We start from the raw sequence: 19084 nt of genomic DNA on the forward strand, positions 1-19084 counted from the left end.
CGAACAGCGTCAACCCTTTTGGCCATGTCCCTCGATGCCAGCATGGTAGTTATCGCCTCACTGTTGCGGTTACGTCTCGCTTGTGCGGGCACCTGAGACGGTCGTGCAAACTGCGCGCCCTCACTTCACAGAATACCCGCGCTGACTTCATGCTGAATTCACTTCGCTTGAGCACACTGGCTTCGACAGCAGACGGCGCTGGTAGAGGCGAGGGAGGAATAAAACCGCTCAGGGAAGTGCCTCGATGCCGACTGCTGTCACCTTTCACGGTCTGCAGGACCATCAGACCAGATCGCTCGGGCGTGAAAAAGCCCGCTCGAAGCGGGCTTTGGGAATGTGGTCGTGAACTCTTACGCGGTCCACGCTACGGCAAATTCTTTTGCATGAAGTCATTATTGTTTTTCTCGTCGTAGTGACTTCGACGCGCTGGTGTGAGATTCAGCTTGCCTGGCCAGGCAGTGCTCAGGATCATTGAGCGAGGCCGCATTGTAGCCTCTCTGCCGCATCCATCAGCCCGCGAAATCATCCAGCCGTTGTCGCATATGAAGAAACTGGCAATTCTGTTTATTTGCACCGGCAACATCTGCCGCTCCCCCACAGCCCACGTCCTGTTGATGCACAAGGCCCGCGCAGTGGGTTTCCACGTCGAAGTCGACAGTGCAGCCGTCTCCGACGAAGAGCGCGGCAATCCGCCCGATCCACGCTCCGTGGCCGAGGCCAAACGCCGCGGCATCGAGATGCACGCCCATTCCGCGCGGCAGGTCCGCAAGGCCGACTTCGAACGTTTCGACCTGATCATCGGCATGACTGCCCAGCACTGCGCCGCGCTGCGCAGGCTTGCCCCCGCAGGCACGGCCCACAAGGTGCACCTGTTCACCGAATTCGCCGAGGGCGTCGAAGGCGATGTGCCCGATCCCTGGTATGGCGGGCAACAGGCTTTTGTCGAAGTCTTCGACCTGATCGATCTTGGCGTCGATGGCCTGCTGACGAGGCTGGCCGCGCTTGCTACCAGCGCACCCGCACACCCAGCGACGCGTTGATCGAGCTCTTCAAGCGCGCCGCGCCGCCCGAGGCCCACAGCTTGCCCAGCTCCCCGTAGAGCGAGGCGCGCTCGCCGAGAGCGAGCGTCACGCCACCGGCCACTTCGGTGCTGGTCGAGCCCGTTTCGCTGCGGATGGCCGTGCCGCCGCCGAAGTTCAGGAACTGCGTCACGTCGGCACCGCCGGAGGCGTGGAACACGTTGATGCGCCCATATGGCTGCAGCGTCCCCGCGCCGGTGGCGATCTCGCCCTTGATGCGCACGCCTGCGCGCACGATGAGGCCGTCATGCGGGTCCTGTGTCACCGCGGCGCCGGAGATGCCCGTGTCGTCCATGCGCAGGCGCTGGTGAATGAGCTGCAGCTGCGGTTCCACGATCCAGCCGCTGCCGATGCCGAAGGCCTTGCCCACCTCGATGGAGGCCAGCAGGCTCTTGCCCTTGCCCGAGCTGCCGAAGGTCGCGAACGGCTGCACGTTGTAGCGGTGCTGGCCGGCCTGCAGCACGGCATCGGCGTACCAGCCCTCGTCGCCGTGCCAGGTGGCGTAGGCGCCGAGGTAGCGGCTGCGCAGGTCGTTGGAACCCACGTCCAGCCCCTGGATGCCGCGCGCGAAGCCGTTCACGCGGATATTGCCTTCGAGCTGGCCGACGTAGACGCCCACGTTCCAGCGGGTGTCGGCCCACAGGTCGGTACCGGCCTGGAAGCCGTGGAGGCGACCCTTGCTCTGCGCGTTCGCAGTGCCGCGCTGGCTCGCGTCGATGTCGGCGCTGATCAGGCGGCCCCAGGCGCGGCGACCGCGAGCGCTGGCGCCGTCGGAGGCGAGCCGCGTGTCGTCGCCGCCGCGCAGGTGCAGGTTGCCCAGCATCTCGAGGTTGCCTTGGCGCAGCTGTTGCGCCAGCGCGGCATACAGCGGCACTTCGATGCGGTAGGTAGGCAACCCGCCGATCCCGCCCGGCCCGCCCGGTGCTCCAGGAAGGCCGCCGGTGGTGGAGCGCAGGTACCAGTTCTCGCCGCTGCCGCTGGCATCCGCCGGGTACAGCCGGTACTCGTAGGCGCCAGCGTCCACGTGGCCGCCGGCCAGCGAGAAGGCGTCCCTGGTGGTCTGTGCGGTGGTGGTCGCGCCGTTCAGGGCGCTGATCACCTCGATGCCGTTGCCGGTCGTCAGCGCGCCCAGTCCGCCGAGGTTGATGATCTGCACCGTGGTGCGCCCGCTCGCGGTTGCGCCGGTGCCGTCGAGCACCAGGCGGTCCGAGGGGCCGGTGGCATTGAGCACCGCGCCCAGTTGCAGGATGCCGTTGTTGCCCGTGTAGGGCCCGGTGACGGTGAGCGTGGTGCCCGGCGCGGCGCCGGCCAGCGAGACCGTGCCGCTGTTGGCCAGCGCGGCCACCGTCTGGCTGAAGCCGGCCAGGTCGAGCGTCGCACCCGCGGACACGCTGGTGGCCGAGGCAGCGCTCAACGCATTGGCCGCGCCTGCGCGCAGCGTGCCCGCGTCCACCTGCGTTGCACCGGTGTAGGTGTTGGCGGTGCCGGCCAGCGTCAGCGTGCCGCTGCCCTCCTTGACGAGCGCGCCGCCGCCGCTGACGGCGCCCGTGAGCGTGCCGTTGAAGGCACCGGTGTCGACCACCGCGCCACCGCCGCCGGCGGCGAGCGTCACGTTGTTGGCGACCGTCAGGCCATCGGCCGCAAGACCGAGCGTGGTGCCGCCAGACATCGCAAGCGCGCCCGTGCCCAGTGCCGCATTGGCGCCCACGTCGATGCGGCCCTGTGTGAGCGATGTGCCGCCCGCATAGCTGTTCGCGCCGGTCAGCGTGAAGGTGCCCGTGCCTTGCTTGACCAGGTCGCCGCTGCCGCTGAGCGTGCCGCCGAAGGTGGTGCTGGTGTTGTCGCCGCCGGTCGTGAGCGTTGCGCTGCCGAGCTGGAGTTCGCCGCCGGCCGTGCCGCCGCCGGACAGCGAGCCGATGGTCTGGTTGAAACCGTTCAGGTCCAGCGTTGCGCCCGCCGTGTTGGCCAGTGCGATCGGCGCGGTGGGATTCAGCAGGTCCGGCGCGCCGAAGCGCAGCGTGCCGGCCGCGACGGTGGTGGCGCCCGTGAGGGTGCTGGTGCCTGCGAGCGTCAGCGTGCCTGCGCCCGACTTGACCAGGCCGCCGCTGCCGCCGAGCGCGCCGCTGGCGGTGAAGTCCAGACCCGGATCGACGATCTCGATGCCGCCGCCCGCCGCGCCGATGTCCAGGTTGCGCGCGGTACCGGTGAACGCGGTGCCCGTCACCTGCAGGCGCCCGCCGTCCAGCGTCACATTGCCGGCGGCCGCGCCGAGGTTCACATCGGCGGAAACGGACAGCGTGCCGCCCTGCACCGCGGTGCCGCCGGTGTAGGTGTTGGTGCCGCCGAGAACCAGCGTGCCGTCGCCGGTCTTGGCGATGCCGGCCGTGCCCGCGACCGTGTTGTTCAGCGTGGCGGTGAAGCCGGTCGAGCCCGCGCCGCCGTCGCCGACGCGGATCTCCGCCTTCGCGCCGCCCCCCGCGCCCAGCAGCGTCAGCGTGTCGCCGGTCAGCGTGTAGCCGTTGCTCGCGAACTGCAGGCCGGTGGCCTGCACCGCGCCGCCGGTGTTGTCCACCGTCACTGTGCCCGGCGCGCCGGTGAAGATCGCGAAGCCCGGCTGCGGCTGCATCGGCAGCGAGATGTTGCCCACCGCATCGGTCCACACCGGCGAGGTGGTCGACCAAGTGCCGGTGCCGCCGCCCGACTGCGTCGGACTGGCCAGGCCATTGGCATTCCAGAAGTCCAGCGTCATGCCCGTGCTGTTGACGAGCGTGAAGCGCTTGTCGGCGCTGAGGTTCTGCAGGACCACCGTGGCGCCGCCGGGCACACCGCCCAGCGTCAGCGTGCCGCCGCCCGTGAGCGCGCCGCCGTAGTCCACGAGCCGGTACACACCGGGGCCGAAGCCGCCGGTGTCCGTCACGTTGATGGTGGTGTTGCCCGCGATGAGGAGGTTGCCGCCCACGCTCACGCTGTCGCTCTGGCCGGGCGTGGCGAAGTTGGCGCCGGGCGTGCCGAACTGATAGTCGAACACGCTGCCGTTGGCAAGCGACAGGCTGCCGCCGATGGTGAGCATGCCCATCGCGCCGGGGGTGCCCGGTGCCAGCACGGCAGTGTTGTTGAGCGTGACATCGCCACCGATGCGGCCATTGCCCGACAGCGTGGAGCCGTTCTGCATCGTGACCGCGCCGCTCCCGGTGGCGCTGCCGGTCGCGTTGCCCACCTGCAGCGTGCCGCTGGCGACCACGGTCGGCCCCGAGTAGGTGTTGGCGTTGTTCAGCGCCAGCGTGCCGGTGCTGCCCATCGAGATTCCCCCGGCGCCGCTGACCGTGCCGCCGAGCGTGATGTTCCTGGCGCCCGCGACACCCAGGTTGTCGTTGAGCACGACGTCGTTCGCCAGCGCCACGTCGGTGCTGGCGCTGAGCATCGCGGTGCTGGCCACCGTCAGCGCGCCGGTACCCAGGGCTGTGTTGTTGCCGACGCTGAGCGTGCCCGCCTGCAGGGTGACGCCGCCGCCGAAATTGTTGGCGTTGTTGAGTGCCAGCGTGCCGGTGCCGTTCTTGATGAGCGAGCCGGCACCGCTCACCGTGCCGTCGAGCGTGAGGTCTGCTGCACCGCCCACGGTGAGCCCCGCGCCTGCTCCGAGCGTGACGGCGTTGGTCAGCGCGAGTGCACCGCCCGTGCTCGACAGCGTGGCGTTGCCCGTCACGCCGAGCGTGCCGGTGCCCAGCGAGGTGCTGGTGCCCAGCGCGAGTTGGCCGCCGGCCAGCGTCACGCCGCCGCCGAAGTTGTTGGCGCCCCCCAGCGTGACGGCGGCAGTGCCGTTGACCGCGAGCGCGCCCGCACCGCCGATGACGCCGCCCAGCGTGAGCGCATTCGCGCCACTCAGGCCCAGCGTGGCGCCGCCGTTGAGCGTGACGTTGTTGCCCAGGGTAATGCCGGGTATGCCTGCGTTCAGGTTCGCGCTGCCGCTGACACCGAGCCCACCCGTGCCCAGCGCGAGGTTGTTGCCCACGCTGAGCGTGCCGCTGGCCAGGTTGACGCCGCCCAGAAGGCCGACGTTGGCGCCATTGAGGCCCAGCGTCGCCGTGCCGTTGTAGCCCAGCGCGCCGATGCCCGACACCAGCCCGCCGAGGGCGATGTTGTTGGCGCCGCCCACTGTCAGACCCGCGTTGAGAACGACCGCGTTGCCCACGCTCACGTTCGCACTCGCATCGAGCGTGGCGGCGCCGTTGACCGTCAGCGCGCCCAGGCCCAGCGACGTGTTCGTGCCGATGCCCAGGCCGCCGGCCTGCAGGTTCACGCCGCCGGAGAAAGTGCTCGCGCCGCCCAGCGAGAGCTTGGCGGCACCGGTCTTGATGAGGCCGCCGAGGCCGCCGAGGCCGCCGTTGAGCGCCAGGTCGCTGCCGCTGCCGATGGTCAGGCCGGCATTGAGGTTGAAGTTGTTGGCAAGGCTCACGGCCGCGCCGGCCGTGAGCGAGCCGGCACCGCTGACCGTGACCGCCCCCGTGCCCAGCGCGAGGTTGTTGCCGACGGTGAGCGCGCCGCCGCCCAGGTTGAAGCCGCCGGCGAAGTTGTTCGCGCCGTTGAGCGTGAGTCCCGGCGCACCGGCCAGGCTCATGCCGCCCGCGCCACTGATCGTGCCGTTGAGCGTCAGCGCACCGCCTCCGCCACCCGCGCCGAAGTTCAGTGTGTTGTTGAGCACGACAGCGTTGCCGATCGTCACGCCGGCCACACCGGTCAGCGAACCGGCGCCATTGACGGTCAGCGCGCCCGAGCCGAGCGCGGAACTGTTGCCGAGGTCGATCGAGCCGGCCTGCAGCACGGTGCCGCCGCCGTAGTTGTTGCTGCCCGTCAGCGCCAGGGCGCCGCTGTCGAGCGTCAGGCTGCCGGCACCGGCAATGTTGCCGCCCAGAGTCAGGGCGCCCGCGCCGTTGAGCGACAGGGCGCCATTGAGCTGCACCGGGTTGGTGAGCGTGCCCGTGAAAGCGGTGTTCAGCGTGGCCGGACCACCGACCAGGAACAGGCCGGTGCCGAGCGAGCTGGCTGAGCCCAGCGTCAGCCCGCCCGCATTGAGCGCCAGCCCGCCGCTGAAGTTGTTGCTGCCGGACAGCGTCAGGGTGCCGGCCCCGTTCTTGATCAGCCCGCCCGCGCCGCTGATCGTGCCGCCGAGCGTCAGGCCGTTGGCGCCCTGCACGATCAGGCCGCCTGTCAGGTTGACGTTCTGCGCCAGCGCCAGGCCCGGAAGCGACGCCTCGATGGCGCCGCCGTTGGCCGTCAGCGCCCCGGTGCCGAAGGCCAGCGGGTTGTCGAAGACCGAGAGACCGCCGTTGAGCGTGGTGGCGCCGCTCACCACCGCGCCGGTGAGCGTCCACGTCCCGCTGTTGACGGTCAGGTTCTCGAAGTTGAGGTACTGCAGGCCCGAGATGTTGCCGGTGCCGCCCGTGCCGGAGCCGGGTCCGGCGATGGTGTTCTGCAGCACGAGCGTGTCGCTTCCGCCGACGCCCGCATCGACCGTGCCCGTGGCGGCGAATGTGAGCAGGCCCGGTGGGAGGGTGAGCGTGGGAATGGCCACGGCAGGCAGCGGTATCAGTGGATTGCCGATCGACGACCCGGTCACCGCCACGAAGGTGTCGTTGCTGACTGTGGTGCCCAGCGAGACGCTGCCGTTGATGGTGCCCGCGTTGACGAAGGTGTTGCCGCCAGCGGTGGGGCTCTCGAAAGCCACGCGGCCCGTGATCGTTCCGGTGTTCGTGAAGTTGACGTTGCCGCCGCCGTAGACGGCGACCGCGATCGAGTTGACCGGATCGAAAGCGCCCAGCACGCTCACGCCGATCGAGCCGCTGTTGTTGAACGTCGTGGTTCCGGCGTTGGCGATGACCGCCGCCGTGCCGAGCAGGCCGAAGGTGCCGTCGAAGGTGCCTTCGAGCAAGCCCGAGTTGTTCACCGTGACGTTGCTGCTGGTGGGCGCGATCAGGTTGCCGATGGTCAGGGCCCGCGCGAGCACGAGGGACCCCGCCGCATTCGCATCGATGGCACCCAGGTTGTTGAGCGTGATGTTGTTGCCCCCAAGGGCCATCGCGGTGCCGCCGGGCAGCGTGCTCATGATGCCGCCCGCCTGCACCGTCACGGCGAGGCCGTTCGCGTTGCTGAGAAAACTGTTCGGGTTCGGCGGCAGCGTGATCGGCACGCCGGTGCAACTCACCGTGTCGTTGTCGATGGGGGCTGCGGGTGTGCATGCCGCCGCCGCTTCGCCGCTGTGAAACTGCAGCGCCGCCAGCACCGCGAGGGCAGGGAGCACGCTGTGGCATACAGCACCGGTGCTGCCTCTTGTCCTTCCTGAACCACTGCGCTTCGTCAGTTCCGATGCGACCCGGAACTCCCCCGACCGATGATCAAAGATGACACGGTAGACATGGTTCACGGCTCGCCTCCAGCCTTGTAATGGCTGCGATTATTTGTATCGAGGCGTGTGAAATGAAAGGGTACTGAAAGGCTTCACGGAGCGCGAAGCCGCGGCGAATGAGGTCCAAGGAATTAATCGGTGTCGCTGGCCGGCGCTACGCGCAGAGTGCGCGAATGTCCGGCGGAATCGGCACCGCGCGGATGCCGCCGCCCTCGCGTTTCGCGGCAAAGATCCGCACCTCTTCGCATTCGAGGATCAGGTCTTCGTCGCGCGTCACGCGGTAGGTCTGCACGAAACTCTTGTCGCGCCACTCGGTGATGCGCACCGCAATCCGCAGCGTGTCCCCATAGCTCGCGGCCTTCACGAAGCGCGTGTGCGTGTCGACCAGCGGCGTGCCGATCACGCCCAGCGTCTCGGCTGTTTCCTCCCAGCGCGGCACGCCGCACTCGGCAAAGAAGTGCCGGGAGGCCGCATCGATCCAGCGGAAGAAATTGGGAAACCAGACGATGCCGGCGGGGTCGCAATCGCCGAATTCGACGCGTGCGGTGTAGACGATTTCTTTGATGCTGCTCATCAGCCCATTCTCGTTGGCAGCCACAGGGCAATGATGGGGAAGGCGATCAGGATCACCAGCCGCACGATGTCGGTCACGATGAACGGCAGCACGCCCTTGAAGATGGTGGTGAAGCTCACGTCCTTCACCACGCTCTTGATGACGAACACGTTCATCCCCACCGGTGGATGGATGAGCCCCAGCTCCACCGTCATCACGATGATCACGCCGAACCAGATGGGGTCGAAGCCCAGGTGCACGATCACCGGGTAGATGATGGGCACGGTCAGGATGATCATCGCCATCGCATCCATCAGGCAGCCCAGCACCAGGTACATCAGCATGATGAGCGCGAGCACGCCGTAGCGGCCGATGCCCAGGCCGGTGAGAAATTCGGTGAGCTTCTGCGGGCTTTGCGTGATGGTGAGGAAGTAGCCGAACAGCAGCGCGCCGATCAGCACCGTGAACACCGCCGCGGCCGTGCGCGTGGCCGACAGCAGTGCCTCGCGGATCTTCGGGCCGTCGAGCTTGCGCCGCACCAGCCCGAGGATGAACGCGCCGCTCGCGCCCACGCCGCCCGCCTCTGTCGGCGTGAAGAAGCCGCCGTAGAGCCCACCGATCACGAACACGAACAGCACCAGCGGCGCCCACACGTTCTTCAAATCCTTCAGGCGCTCCGACCATGGCTTGATCTCGCCGCCGGGCAGCCAGTCGGGCCGCAGTTTCACGATGATCGCGATGGTCAGCACGTACATGGCCATCGCGAGGATGCCGGGCACGATGCCCGCCATGAAGAGCTTGCCGATGTCCTGCTGCGTGAGGATGGCGTACACCGCCAGCACGGTCGAGGGCGGCAATATCGCGCCCAGCGTGCCGCCCGCGGCAATCACGCCGGTGGAAAACGACTGCGGATAGTTGAAGCGCCGCATCTCCGGATACGCCACCGCCGAGAACGTGGCGGCCGTGGCTACCGACGAGCCGCAGATTGCCGCGAAGCCGCCGCACGCCACCACGGTGGCCACGCCGAGCCCGCCGCGCAGGTGGCCGATCATCGAGTTCGCGGCCTTGAAGAGTTCACGGCTCACGCCCGACACCGACACCAGCGCGCCCATCAGCATGAACATCGGGATCACGCCGAAGGTGTAGTCGGTCACGGTGCGCATGGAGGTCTGGCCCACCAGCTTCAGCGCGGGACCGGGCCCGACGAGGTAGCTGTAGCCCACCACGCCGACCAGCCCCATCGCCATGCCGACCGGCACGCGCAACAACATCAACACGAAGAGGGCGACGAAGCCCAGGATGGCAACTGCATCGGGGCTCATTCATCAGCCTTCTGTTCGGGGTGGATTTCTTCGAGCTGCTCGGGGTGGAAGATCAGCCTGTAGGTGCGGATGGCGATCAGCAGCACCGCGCACACGTCGCCGGCCCAGGCTACCGCGTAGAAGGGCCAGGTCGGAATGTTGAGGTCGTAGGTCTGCACGTTGTCGACGTAGGTGCCGCGCACCTTGTCGAACAGCATGGCGGTCTGCACCGCCACCACGAACAGCAGCACCAGCGTGGCGAACACGTCGATCACGCGCTTCATGCGCGGGCCCGCCGCCGTCCACACGAGGTCGACCGTGATGTGGCCGCCGCGGTAGCTGGTGGCCGCAATGCCCCAGAAGATCAGGATGCCCAGCAGCATGCGGCCGAAATCGTATGCATCGGGGATCGAGGTGTCGAAGAACTTGCGCAGCACCACGGCCACGAAGATGTTGAGCGCGACGATCCCCACGAAGATGGCGGCAAGCCATTCGATCGTGTTGATCGCGCGGTCCATATAGCTGGCGGACCGTGTAGCCATCGCTCAGAGCGCCGATTTGTATTTGACGAGGCTGGCCTTCAGTGCATCCATGATGGCCTTCGGGTCTTCACCCACCTTCTTCACGCTCTCGGCCCACTGCGCCTCCGAAGGCGCTGCCGCCTTGCGCCATGCGTCGAGCTGCTCGGGCGTGAGCTTGTAGATCTCATGCCCCGACAGCGCCGCCATCTTGGCGTGCCCCGCAAACTCGAAGTCGGCCCACGGGCCGGCCACCTTCTGCGCCCATTCGCTGGTGCAGTGATCGTCGATCACCTTCTTCTGCGCGGTGGACATGGCGTCGTGCTTGCCCTTGTTCATCACCCACACGAAGGGCGTGACGTAGAGCGGTGCGTCCATGTGGTACTTCACCACCTTGTCGATGCCGAACAGGCCGATCGATCCCCACGGGAAGGTGATGGCGTCGGCCACGCCGCGCTCCAGCATGTCGCGCGACTCGGGCGCCGAGGCCTGCACGTTGGTGCCGCCCAGCGACGTGATGAGCTGGCCCACGGTGCTGGTGGCCGGGCGCACCTTCATGCCCTTGACGTCGGTGGGCACCGTGATCTTCTTGCGCGAGTGGAAGGTGCCCGGGTCATGCACGAACGCGAAGCAGTACTTCACGTCCTTCATTTCCTTGGCCGCGTAGTTGCGATACCAGGCGTCGATGGCAGCCGAGCCCTCCTTGCCGTTGGCGAACAGGAAGGGCAGCGACGCGCCCGCCATCACCGGGAAGCGCCCCGGTTGGTATCCGGGGTTCACGTACGAGAAGTCGGCGATGCCGTCGCGCGCCATGTCGTAGTGGTCGAAGGCCTTGCCGAGCTGTTCCGACGGAAACAGGATGGCGGTGATGGTGCCGCCCGATTCCTTCTTGATGTCGTCGGCCCAGGCCTGCAGCGCGGGGTTGAGCGGGTGCTGCGCGGGCACCCAGCTCGACAGCTTGAGCTGCACGGGCTTGTCCTGCGCCTGCACGGCGGGCGTGCCCGCGACGAGCGCGGCGCAGGCTGCGAGCAGGGCAAGGGGCTGGATGCGGCGAGCGACGCGTTGCGGGCGTGGTTTGCCGAGGCGGCGGGGGCGGTGCGTGGTTTGCATGGTCTCCTTCGTTATGGGTAGCGTGTGAAATCGTCGAGTCCGGTGAGCCTAGGCAGGCGCGCGTGCGGGGTAAATGGAGGGTTTCCCGCGCGTGCTTTCCGGAGGTCGTTGTGGGGAGCCGTTCTGTTCGTCGAGCGAACGCGGTGTGGGCCGGTCGACATGGCGTGGCCCGAGCTCGCGTGCATGCGCGGCGCCGAGCAGCGTCATCGTGCGTTCGGTCTCCTGCGCGAGCAGTTGCAGCACCGACAGTGCGCCTCGCTCGCCGTCGCAGGCCAGTCCGTAGACGGGTGCGCGGCCGACGAGGACCGCACGCGCGCCCAGTGCGAGCGCCTTCACAACGTCGCTCCCGCGCCGGATGCCTCCATCCATGAGCACGGGGATGCGCCCGCCGACCGCATCGGCGATGGCGGGCAGCGCCGCGATGCTGGCCGGTGCCGCATCGAGTTGGCGTCCGCCGTGGTTCGAGACCACGATGCCGTCCGCGCCATGCCGCACCGCGCGCCGCGCGTCTTCCGCGCCGAGCAGGCCCTTCACGAGCAGCGGGCCGTCCCAGAGCTTGCGCAGCCACGCGAGGCTTTCCCATGTCAGCGTGCGGTCCATGGTGCGCGAGAGCAGCGCGGCCTGCGTCTGCGCTGAGACCGGTGCGTCGTCGTCATCTGGCAGCAGATTCGCGAACTGCGGCATGCCACCGCGCGCCAGGCGCAGCAGCCATGCGGGGTGCCGCGCCATGTCGAACACCGTGCCGGGCGTGAGGCGCATCGGCACGCGGAAGCCATGCCGCAGGTCGCGTTCGCGCAAGCCGCCGACGGGTACATCCACCGTGAGTACCAGCGCCTCGAAATTGGCTGCGCGCGCGCGGCGCACGATGCGCTCGGCGATGGCGCGCTCGCCCATCACATAGAGCTGCATCCACAGCGTGGCGTCGGGGGCGGCGGTGCGCACGTCCTCGATGCGGGTGTTCGATGCGGTCGAGAGAATGAAGGGCACGCGCGCGGCCTGCGCGGCGCTGGCCAGCAGGGCATCGGCGCGCGGGCGCACGAGGCCGGCCAGCCCGATGGGCGCGACCGCGAAAGGCGCACGCCAGCGTCGGTCGAAGAGTTCGATGCCGATGTCCATCGCGTGCGTGTCGCGCAGGCACTCCGGAATCAGCGGCAATGCTTCGAGCGCATCGCGGTTGCGTCGCAGGCAGCGTTCGTCCTCCGCGCCGCCGTCGACATAGTCGAACACCAGGCGCGGCAGCACGCGCCGTGCGCGGCGGCGGTAGTCCTCGACGTTGAGCAGCTGCGTCATCGTGGGCGCCTTCCGTCTCAGGCGCCGCCGGTCGGCTTGCGCTTCATCCAGCGGATGGGCTGGGCCTTGATGGGGCGTGCGGGCGCGCCATGTTCGACCAGCGCGGCATCGAGCGCCTTGCCCGCGTCGTCAGCCAGTGCGGCCGTGCGCGCGGCGGCCACGGCCAGCGCGCGATCGGCCGGCGCCACGCCGGGCTGTGCGGCGAGGTGGTCGGTCACGTGCAGCAGGTTGTCCTTGCCGCGTTCGTTGGTGCTGCCGTAGCCCTTGATGAGCCGCCCGCACAGCGCGAGTTCGTGGCCCAGCGTCCAGGCTTCGCGCGTGCCGGCTTCCACGGCGGCGAGCCAGCGTTCGATGAGCGCCTGTTCTTCGGCGAAGCGGCTGCCGCGGCGGCGCAGCCAGCGCAGCGAGGCCAGCAGCCGCAGCGAGGCCATGCCGAACACCGAATGACTGCCCACCTTCAGCGGCAGCGCCCACGGCACGAGGCCGCGCGCCTGCCGGCCCCGGTCCCATGCCGTCACGCGGCGCGAGAGCGAAGGAGGCAGCAGCGCCGCGAACTCGGCGGCACCTGGCTTGAAGTGGTCGTAGACCTTCACGATGTCTTCATCGCCGGCCCGCACCTCCTGCCGCACCCGCTGTGCGCGGCTCGCGCGGCCCTTGAGCGCGGCCACGCGCACGATGTCGTCGAAGGCCATCCACAGCGCGAGCCAGCGCGCGGCCTCGCGGGTGATGGCAAAGCCATGTGCACCGGCCGGATCGGCGGCGCGCTCTGCGTCCAGCACGCGGCCCAGGCGCTCGGCGTAGAGCGCGGCGTAGGCGCTGTCCTGATAGTCGAGCACGCGGGCGTGGCCGAGCGTGAGCATGTCGTGCACGGCCGGCGGAAAGCGCCGCGCGAGGTCGGCGGGCAGGGCGCTGGCTGGCGGTGGTGCGTCGCTCGTGTCTCCGGCCAGCACGCTGCTGACGAAGGCGGCCTGTGCGCGCGGGGCGCTCACCGCGTCGAAGGCTGCCGCGAAGCCCCGCAGGCTGGCGGCGGCCATCTTGCCGAGCTTGTCCGGCGCGCTCGTGTCGCCGCCGCGCACAACGTGCTCGTACGCCTCGCGCGGGAACGGAAGCAGCCCGCTGCCCGCGATGGCGCCGAGCATCACTGCGCTGACCACCGTGCCGCTGTCGCGCGCGATGGCGTTCATGTCGAACACATGGTGCTCGCGGCTGAAGGCCTTCACCACGTCGAGAAGTCGTTGCGCGTCGGCGCGGCCGTCGCCGGGCTCCATGCGCTCGGCCGTCGTGAAGATGCGCGCCGACGAACTGATGACCAGCGTGCGCAGCGGCGCGCTCATGCCGTTGCCGATCTGCCGCGCGGTTTCCAGCAGCTCCGACGAGACGATCGCGTCGAGCGCGCCCGGCACCGGGCTCAGGCTGAACACGGGGCGCTTGCCGCCGAGCTGCGCGAGCGGCACCGGGAACACTTCGAGGTAGTAGGTGGTGGCGCCCGTGCGCTGTGCCACGCCGGGAATCGACGTGCTCTGCGCCGCGTAGCCGGCGTGGCGTGCGATGTCGACCAGCCATTCGGTCAGCACGCCGCCGCCTTCGCCGCCGAGGGCGCAGACGAGCAGGGTGAGGGGGCGGTTCTGTTCCATGCCTTCGCTCCTCACGCCGGTTGCAGCGCGCGAACCACCGCACCGCGCAGCCCGTGCAGCAGTCGCTCATGCCACTTCGGGTTCTGCACCACCTCGGCCCGGTAGAAGCTCGGGCACAGCGTGGCCGCATGCGCATTCGCGCCGCACAGCCCGCAGCCCACGCAGCCGTCGATCACGGTGGCAACTGGGTCCACCTTCAGCGGATCGGGGTTGTCCTTGAGCGTGAGCGTCGGGCAGCCCGACAGGCGGATGCAGGCGTGGTCGCCGTTGCACACGTCCTCGTCGACGCCGTACTTCACGCGCACCACGCGCTCGCCTTTCTTCAGCAAGCCGGCAATCCACGGCTTGATGCGGCGCTGGCGCTCCAGCTGGCATTCGCCCTCGGCGATCACCACCTTCAGGCCGTTGAAATCGCTGGTGAGCGCCTCGGTCAGCGTCTTGCGCATGCGCTCCACGTCGTAGGTGGTGACGGTGCGCATCCACTTCACGCCCAGGCCCTTGAGCGTGTCTTCGATGGTCTGGTTCTTGTCGACCAGGCTCTGCTGCTTGTCGACGGCGCGCTCCTTGATCTCGTCGTCGGGCGTCGAGATGATGTCCTGCGTGCCGGTGGCCGAGGTGTAGCCGTTCTTGAAGATCAGCAGCACCGCGTCGTCACCGTTGAACAGCGCGCTCTGCACGCCCGTGAGCAGTCCGTTGTGCCAGAAGCCGCCGTCGCCCATGATCGACAGCGTGCGGCGGTTCATCATCGGCGCCACGCCCGCGCGGCTCGCCAGGCTCATGCCGTAGCCCAGGATCGAGTGGCCCATCGAGAAGGGCTCGAAGGTGCCGAAGGCATGGCAGCCGATGTCGGCCGCGATGTGCACCGGGCCGGTCTGCTGCTGCGCGAGCTTCAGCGCCGAGAACACGGGTCGTTCGGGGCAGCCGATGCAGAAGCTCGGCGGCCGGTTGGGCAGCGGCGCGCTCAGGCTGCGCGCAACGGCTTCGCGGCGCTCGCGGTTGCCGGCCAGCCAGGCCTGCGCCGAAGACGAGGCTTCGCTTGCCTCGATGTACTTCGCGGCAAAGGTGCCGATGCCGCCCGAGAGCACCTCGACGCCGTACTCGCCCGCCGACGGCAGCATGTCCTTGCCATGCAGCGGCGTCTGGATGTCGCGCCGGCGCAGCAGCGTGGCAATGTCCTGCTCGATGTACTCGGGCTGGCCTTCTTCCACCACAAGCACCGCGCGCTTGCCTACGCAGAAGTCGGCGACCTGTTCAGGTACCAGCGGGTAGGTGACGTTGAGCACGAGGATCGGGATGTCCGTCTCGCCGAAGGCATCGGCCAGCCCCTGCTGTTGCAGGCTGCGGATCAGTGCGTTGTAGAGCCCGCCCTGCACAACGATGCCAAGGTCGGCGTGGCGCCGGCCCGGTATCAGCTCGTTGAGGCCGTGTTCGACGATGTAGCGCCGCGCCGCCGGAATGCGCTCGTCGCCCTTGAGCTTCTCGTGCCGGAAGGTGACTGGCGGATGCGCGAGCCGCATGTAGTCGAAGCCCGCCGGCTCCGTCATCAGCGCGCGGGTCGAAATGGCGGGCGCCATGTTGTCCTTGCATTCGAAGCTGCCGCGCACGTGGCAGGTGCGGATGCGCAGCTCCATCAGGCAGGGCATGTTCGAGCTTTCGGAGAGGCGGAAGCCTTCTTCCACCATGCGCACCATCACGCCGAGGTCGGGCCGCGGGTCGAGCAGGCACATGCTCGACTTGAGCGCGTAGGCATGCGTGCGCTCCTGGATCACGCTGGCGCCTTCGCCGTAGTCCTCGCCCACCACGATCAGCACGCCGCCGGTTACGCCCGGCGAGGACAGGTTCGACAGCGCATCGGCCGCCACGTTGGTGCCGACGATGGACTTCCACGTGACCGCGCCGCGCAGCGGGTAGTGAATGGACGCGCCGAGCATTGCCGCGGCCGAGGCCTCGTTGGAGCAGGCCTCCACGTGCACGCCCAGTTCGTCCATGTAGGCCTTGCCCTGGACCATCACGTCGAGCAGGTGCGACACCGGTGCGCCCTGGTAGCCGCCGACGTAGGCCACGCCCGATTGCAGCAGGCCCTTGGTGATCGCGAGGATGCCCTCGCCGTGAAAGGTGTCGCCTGCGCCGAGGCGCAGCATTTCCACTTCCTTGCTGAATGAGACTTCCAAGAGATTCGGCTCCGATGTTCGTTGGGGGGAGGGTTCGGGGTGCGCAGTGCCGGCACCGTGCATCCGCCGGTGCTGCACGCCGGAAGAGGGCGTTTATTTGGGAGGCGGCTTTGGCGCCGCGCCGGGAAAGCGCGCCACGTAGTAGGCGAGGGTGTCCAGGTCTTCCGGCGGAACGCGGCCCACCGCTTCGCCCATGGCCTGCGTGTAGCCCGGGCGCTTGCCGGTGCGGAAGCCTTGCAGGGACAGTTGCAGATAGTCCTCGTGCTGCTGTGCGATGCGCGGCACCTGCTGGCCGCCGCTCAGGTCGGCGCCGTGGCAGAGCAGGCAGCGATGTTCCTGCGCCAGCGCCTGGCCGCGCGCCATGCGCGCCGCGTCGGCCGGCGCGGCAGGCGGCGGGGGAGGCACCGCGGGCAGGGTGGCGATGAAATCGGAGAAGCCGCGCAGGTCTTCGTCCTTCATGGTCTTGGCCACCGCCGTCATCGCGGGGTTGTCGCGCCGGCCTTCACGGAAGAGATACAGCTGCGTGATCGCATAGAACGAATGCTGCCCCGCGAGCACCGGCGTGCCTGCCATGTCGCTGCGGCCGTTGGCGCCGTGGCATGAAGCGCAGAGCTCGGCGTAGCGCTGGGCGTAGCCGCCCTTTGCCGCCTGCGTGCCCTGTGCACCGGCCGACGATGCTGCCGCTGCCATGATCGTTGCCGCCATCGCGTGTCGAAAGAGAAGGCCCGCTGGTGTCATCGGCCGCCGTAGCTGATGCGGTAGATCGCGCCGGCGTGGTCGTCGCTCACGAGCATCGAGCCGTCCTTCAGCACCAGGAAGTCCACCGGCCGGCCGAGGTAGGTGTTGTTCTCGACGAAGCCGGTCATGAAGGGTTCGACCTTCGCGCCGCCTTTGCCGTCCGGCCAGGCGACCGCGATGTCGGCGTACTTGACGGTGCGGTTCCACGGGCCGTGGCGTGCGATGAACATGGCGTCGCGGTACTTGGCCGGGAACATCTTTCCCTTGTAGAAGGTGAGGCCCAGCGCTGCGGCGTGCGGGCCGAGCAACGCGGCGGGCTTCACGTAGTCGTTGCAGCTCTTGCCCCAGCCGAATTCGGAGTCGGCGATGTTGCCCTGGTGGCAGTACGGGTAGCCGAAGTGCTGGTCGGGCTTGGTCACCACGTTCAGCTCGTCGTTCGGCAGGTCTTCGCTGAGCCAGTCGCGGCCGTTGTCGGTGAACCAGAGATTGCCGGTCTTGGGATCGAAGTCGAAGCCCACGGTGTTGCGCACGCCGCGCGCCACGGTCTCGATGCTGCTGCCGTCGGGGTTCATGCGGAAGATGCGCGCGTGCGCGTCGTCGGGCTCGCACAGGTTGCAGGGCGCGCCGACCGCGTAGTAGAGCTTGTCGTCGTGCATGCGCAGGTAGCGCCAGCTGTGGTCCTGCCCGCCGGGCAGCTTGTCGTTGAGCACCACGGGCGTGCCGGGGTTGTCCAGCTTGTCCTCGATGCTGTCGTAGCGAACGATCTGCTTGTGGGTCGCGAGGTAGAGCGCTCCTTTGTAGAACTCGATGCCGGTGGCGAACTCGGTCTTGTCGATGATGGTCCTGGGCTTGCGGTCGCCCTTCTCGGGGATCGCGTAGACCTTGTTGCCCACGAAGAGCGTGCTCACGAACACCGTGCCCTTGGCGCCCTGGCGCAGCTCGCGCGCGTCGAGTACGCCCGAGGCCCAGGTCTCGACCTTGAAGCCGGGCGGCAGCTTGAACTTGGCCGTGGGCAACTGGTCGGCCGCGGTCGGAATCGGGAAGGAGGGCACCGGCGCCATGCGCGTAGCGGCTTCGTTCTTCGGCCTGCCCTTGGCCCAGCCCGGCTCTTCGGTGGGCGGCTGCTGGGCCCATGCGGTAACGGCTGTGCAGAGAAGGGCGGCGAGCGCCGCATGCGCGCGGAACGCGCCGAATGCACGAATCGGGGCCATGTCTTGTCTCCTTCTTGTCGTGGGGCTGTCCGGTCGCGGGGGCGATCCGGACAGCGCCCGCCAGTGTGCGTGGCGCTGCTGCAGCGTTCAATAAAATAATCGAGCTAAGTAATATGAATAGCATGCATATGGAAACGCTCGACCTCAACCTGCTGCGGCTGTTCGACGCGGTCTACCGCGAGCGCAACGTGAGCCGCGCCGCCGAATCGCTGGGCCTCACGCAGCCGGCAGCCAGCCACGGCCTGGGCCGCCTGCGGCTGCTGCTTGCCGATGCGCTCTTCACCCGCGCCCCCGGCGGCGTGGCGCCAACGCCGCGCGCCGACCGGCTGGCGGTGGCCGTGCAGGCGGCGCTGAGCGTGCTGGAAGAGGCGCTGCACGAGTCCGACCACTTCGAGCCGCTGGTGTCGCGCAAGACCTTCCGCATTCACATGAGCGATATCGGCGAAGGGCGCTTCCTGCCGGCGCTGATGGCGCGACTGCGCGAGTTGTCGCCGGGGGTGAGGGTCGAGACCATGCCGCTGGCGCCGGGAGACATTGCCACCGGCCTCGACGGCGGCAAGGTCGATTTCGCCTTCGGCTTCCTGCCGCGCGTGAAGGACACCCAGAGTACGCAGCTGCTGAAGGACCGCTACATCGTGCTGCTGCGAAAGGATCATCCCTTCGTGAAGCGGCGGCGCAGCGGGCAGGCGTTGCTCGAAGCCTTGCAAGAGCTCGAGTACGTGGCAGTGCGCACGCATGCCGACACCCTGCGCATCCTGCAGCTGCTGAACCTCGAAGACCGGCTGCGGCTGACTACCGAGCACTTCATGGTGCTGCCGGCGATCGTGCGTGCTACCGATCTGGCGGTGGTGATGCCGCGCAACATTGCGCGCGGCTTTGCGCAGGAGGGGGGCTACGCCATCGTCGAGCCGCCGTTTCCGCTGCGCGACTTCACGGTGTCGCTGCACTGGAGCAAGCGCTTCGAGGCCGATCCGGGGAACCGGTGGCTCAGGCAGGTCATCGTCGAGCTGTTCTCGGAGAAGCCGTGAATTCGTGAGTTGGCGCGCGGTTATTCTTGGGTGGCCGCCGCCTCTGCGCCT

Annotated in this window: 12 protein-coding genes; 2 read left to right on the forward strand and 10 right to left on the reverse strand. The window is 68.5% G+C overall.

The features are described from left to right. The first annotated feature begins 542 nt into the window (after positions 1 to 542). Complete coding sequence (locus tag BLW48_RS32255; RefSeq protein ID WP_093179706.1) at positions 543 to 1040, forward strand: low molecular weight protein-tyrosine-phosphatase; 498 nt, start codon at positions 543 to 545, stop codon at positions 1038 to 1040. On the opposite strand, the gene BLW48_RS32260 is transcribed toward BLW48_RS32255, so the two are convergent. The 10 genes from BLW48_RS32260 to BLW48_RS32305 form a co-directional block, all read right to left on the reverse strand. Continuing rightward, complete coding sequence (locus BLW48_RS32260) at positions 1006 to 7497, reverse strand: autotransporter outer membrane beta-barrel domain-containing protein (RefSeq protein WP_256331045.1); 6492 nt, start codon at positions 7495 to 7497, stop codon at positions 1006 to 1008. The two genes, BLW48_RS32255 and BLW48_RS32260, sit on opposite strands and share 35 nt — an antisense overlap. Positions 7498 to 7633: 136 nt before the next feature. After that, a complete protein-coding gene (locus tag BLW48_RS32265; RefSeq protein WP_093179708.1) occupies positions 7634 to 8053 on the reverse strand; it encodes an acyl-CoA thioesterase in 420 nt (139 codons plus the stop codon). After that, positions 8053 to 9354 carry a TRAP transporter large permease gene (locus BLW48_RS32270; protein ID WP_093058852.1) on the reverse strand — a complete coding sequence of 434 codons (1302 nt, stop codon included), beginning with the start codon at positions 9352 to 9354 and terminating at the stop codon, positions 8053 to 8055. Before BLW48_RS32270 ends, BLW48_RS32265 begins: the two co-directional genes overlap by 1 nt. Further along, complete coding sequence (locus BLW48_RS32275) at positions 9351 to 9875, reverse strand: TRAP transporter small permease (protein WP_256216979.1); 525 nt, start codon at positions 9873 to 9875, stop codon at positions 9351 to 9353. Before BLW48_RS32275 ends, BLW48_RS32270 begins: the two co-directional genes overlap by 4 nt. Before the next feature lie 3 nt (positions 9876 to 9878). Next, a complete protein-coding gene (locus tag BLW48_RS32280; RefSeq protein ID WP_256331046.1) occupies positions 9879 to 10961 on the reverse strand; it encodes a TRAP transporter substrate-binding protein in 1083 nt (360 codons plus the stop codon). Positions 10962 to 11009: 48 nt separating this feature from the next. Next, positions 11010 to 12251, reverse strand: coding sequence for an alpha-hydroxy acid oxidase (locus BLW48_RS32285; RefSeq protein ID WP_093179710.1), 1242 nt, complete (start codon positions 12249 to 12251; stop codon positions 11010 to 11012). 17 nt (positions 12252 to 12268) lie between these two features. Further along, positions 12269 to 13885, reverse strand: coding sequence for an indolepyruvate oxidoreductase subunit beta family protein (locus tag BLW48_RS32290; protein WP_093179711.1), 1617 nt, complete (start codon positions 13883 to 13885; stop codon positions 12269 to 12271). Between the two features lie 11 nt (positions 13886 to 13896). Next, the gene (locus BLW48_RS32295; RefSeq protein WP_093058848.1) at positions 13897 to 16056 is read right to left on the reverse strand and encodes a thiamine pyrophosphate-dependent enzyme; all 2160 of its coding nucleotides are present in this window, start codon (positions 16054 to 16056) and stop codon (positions 13897 to 13899) included. Positions 16057 to 16149: 93 nt separating this feature from the next. Next, complete coding sequence (locus BLW48_RS32300; RefSeq protein WP_177142486.1) at positions 16150 to 16761, reverse strand: c-type cytochrome; 612 nt, start codon at positions 16759 to 16761, stop codon at positions 16150 to 16152. Positions 16762 to 16790: 29 nt separating this feature from the next. After that, positions 16791 to 18005: a PQQ-dependent sugar dehydrogenase gene (locus tag BLW48_RS32305; protein ID WP_218137557.1), complete on the reverse strand. Its 1215-nt coding sequence runs from the start codon at positions 18003 to 18005 to the stop codon at positions 16791 to 16793. Positions 18006 to 18127: 122 nt separating this feature from the next. Between BLW48_RS32305 and BLW48_RS32310 the strand changes: the two genes are divergently transcribed. Further along, on the forward strand, positions 18128 to 19033 hold the full coding sequence (locus tag BLW48_RS32310; RefSeq protein ID WP_371127583.1) for a LysR family transcriptional regulator: 906 nt from the start codon (positions 18128 to 18130) through the stop codon (positions 19031 to 19033). Positions 19034 to 19084 lie beyond the last annotated feature (51 nt).

It is taken from the genome of Variovorax sp. YR266, assembly GCF_900107295.1.
Classification (GTDB): Bacteria; Pseudomonadota; Gammaproteobacteria; order Burkholderiales; family Burkholderiaceae_C; genus Variovorax.

Excerpts from the sequence above, each read along its gene's own strand:
- BLW48_RS32305 (WP_218137557.1), bottom strand. The coding sequence starts at position 18,005 with ATGGCCCCGATTCGTGCATTCGGCGCGTTCCGCGCGCATGCGGCGCTC.
- BLW48_RS32300 (WP_177142486.1), bottom strand. The coding sequence starts at position 16,761 with ATGGCGGCAACGATCATGGCAGCGGCAGCATCGTCGGCCGGTGCACAG.
- BLW48_RS32265 (WP_093179708.1), bottom strand. The coding sequence starts at position 8,053 with ATGAGCAGCATCAAAGAAATCGTCTACACCGCACGCGTCGAATTCGGC.
- BLW48_RS32290 (WP_093179711.1), bottom strand. The coding sequence starts at position 13,885 with ATGGAACAGAACCGCCCCCTCACCCTGCTCGTCTGCGCCCTCGGCGGC.
- BLW48_RS32280 (WP_256331046.1), bottom strand. The coding sequence starts at position 10,961 with ATGCAAACCACGCACCGCCCCCGCCGCCTCGGCAAACCACGCCCGCAA.
- BLW48_RS32275 (WP_256216979.1), bottom strand. The coding sequence starts at position 9,875 with ATGGCTACACGGTCCGCCAGCTATATGGACCGCGCGATCAACACGATC.
- BLW48_RS32255 (WP_093179706.1), top strand. The coding sequence starts at position 543 with ATGAAGAAACTGGCAATTCTGTTTATTTGCACCGGCAACATCTGCCGC.
- BLW48_RS32310 (WP_371127583.1), top strand. The coding sequence starts at position 18,128 with ATGCATATGGAAACGCTCGACCTCAACCTGCTGCGGCTGTTCGACGCG.
- BLW48_RS32285 (WP_093179710.1), bottom strand. The coding sequence starts at position 12,251 with ATGACGCAGCTGCTCAACGTCGAGGACTACCGCCGCCGCGCACGGCGC.
- BLW48_RS32270 (WP_093058852.1), bottom strand. The coding sequence starts at position 9,354 with ATGAGCCCCGATGCAGTTGCCATCCTGGGCTTCGTCGCCCTCTTCGTG.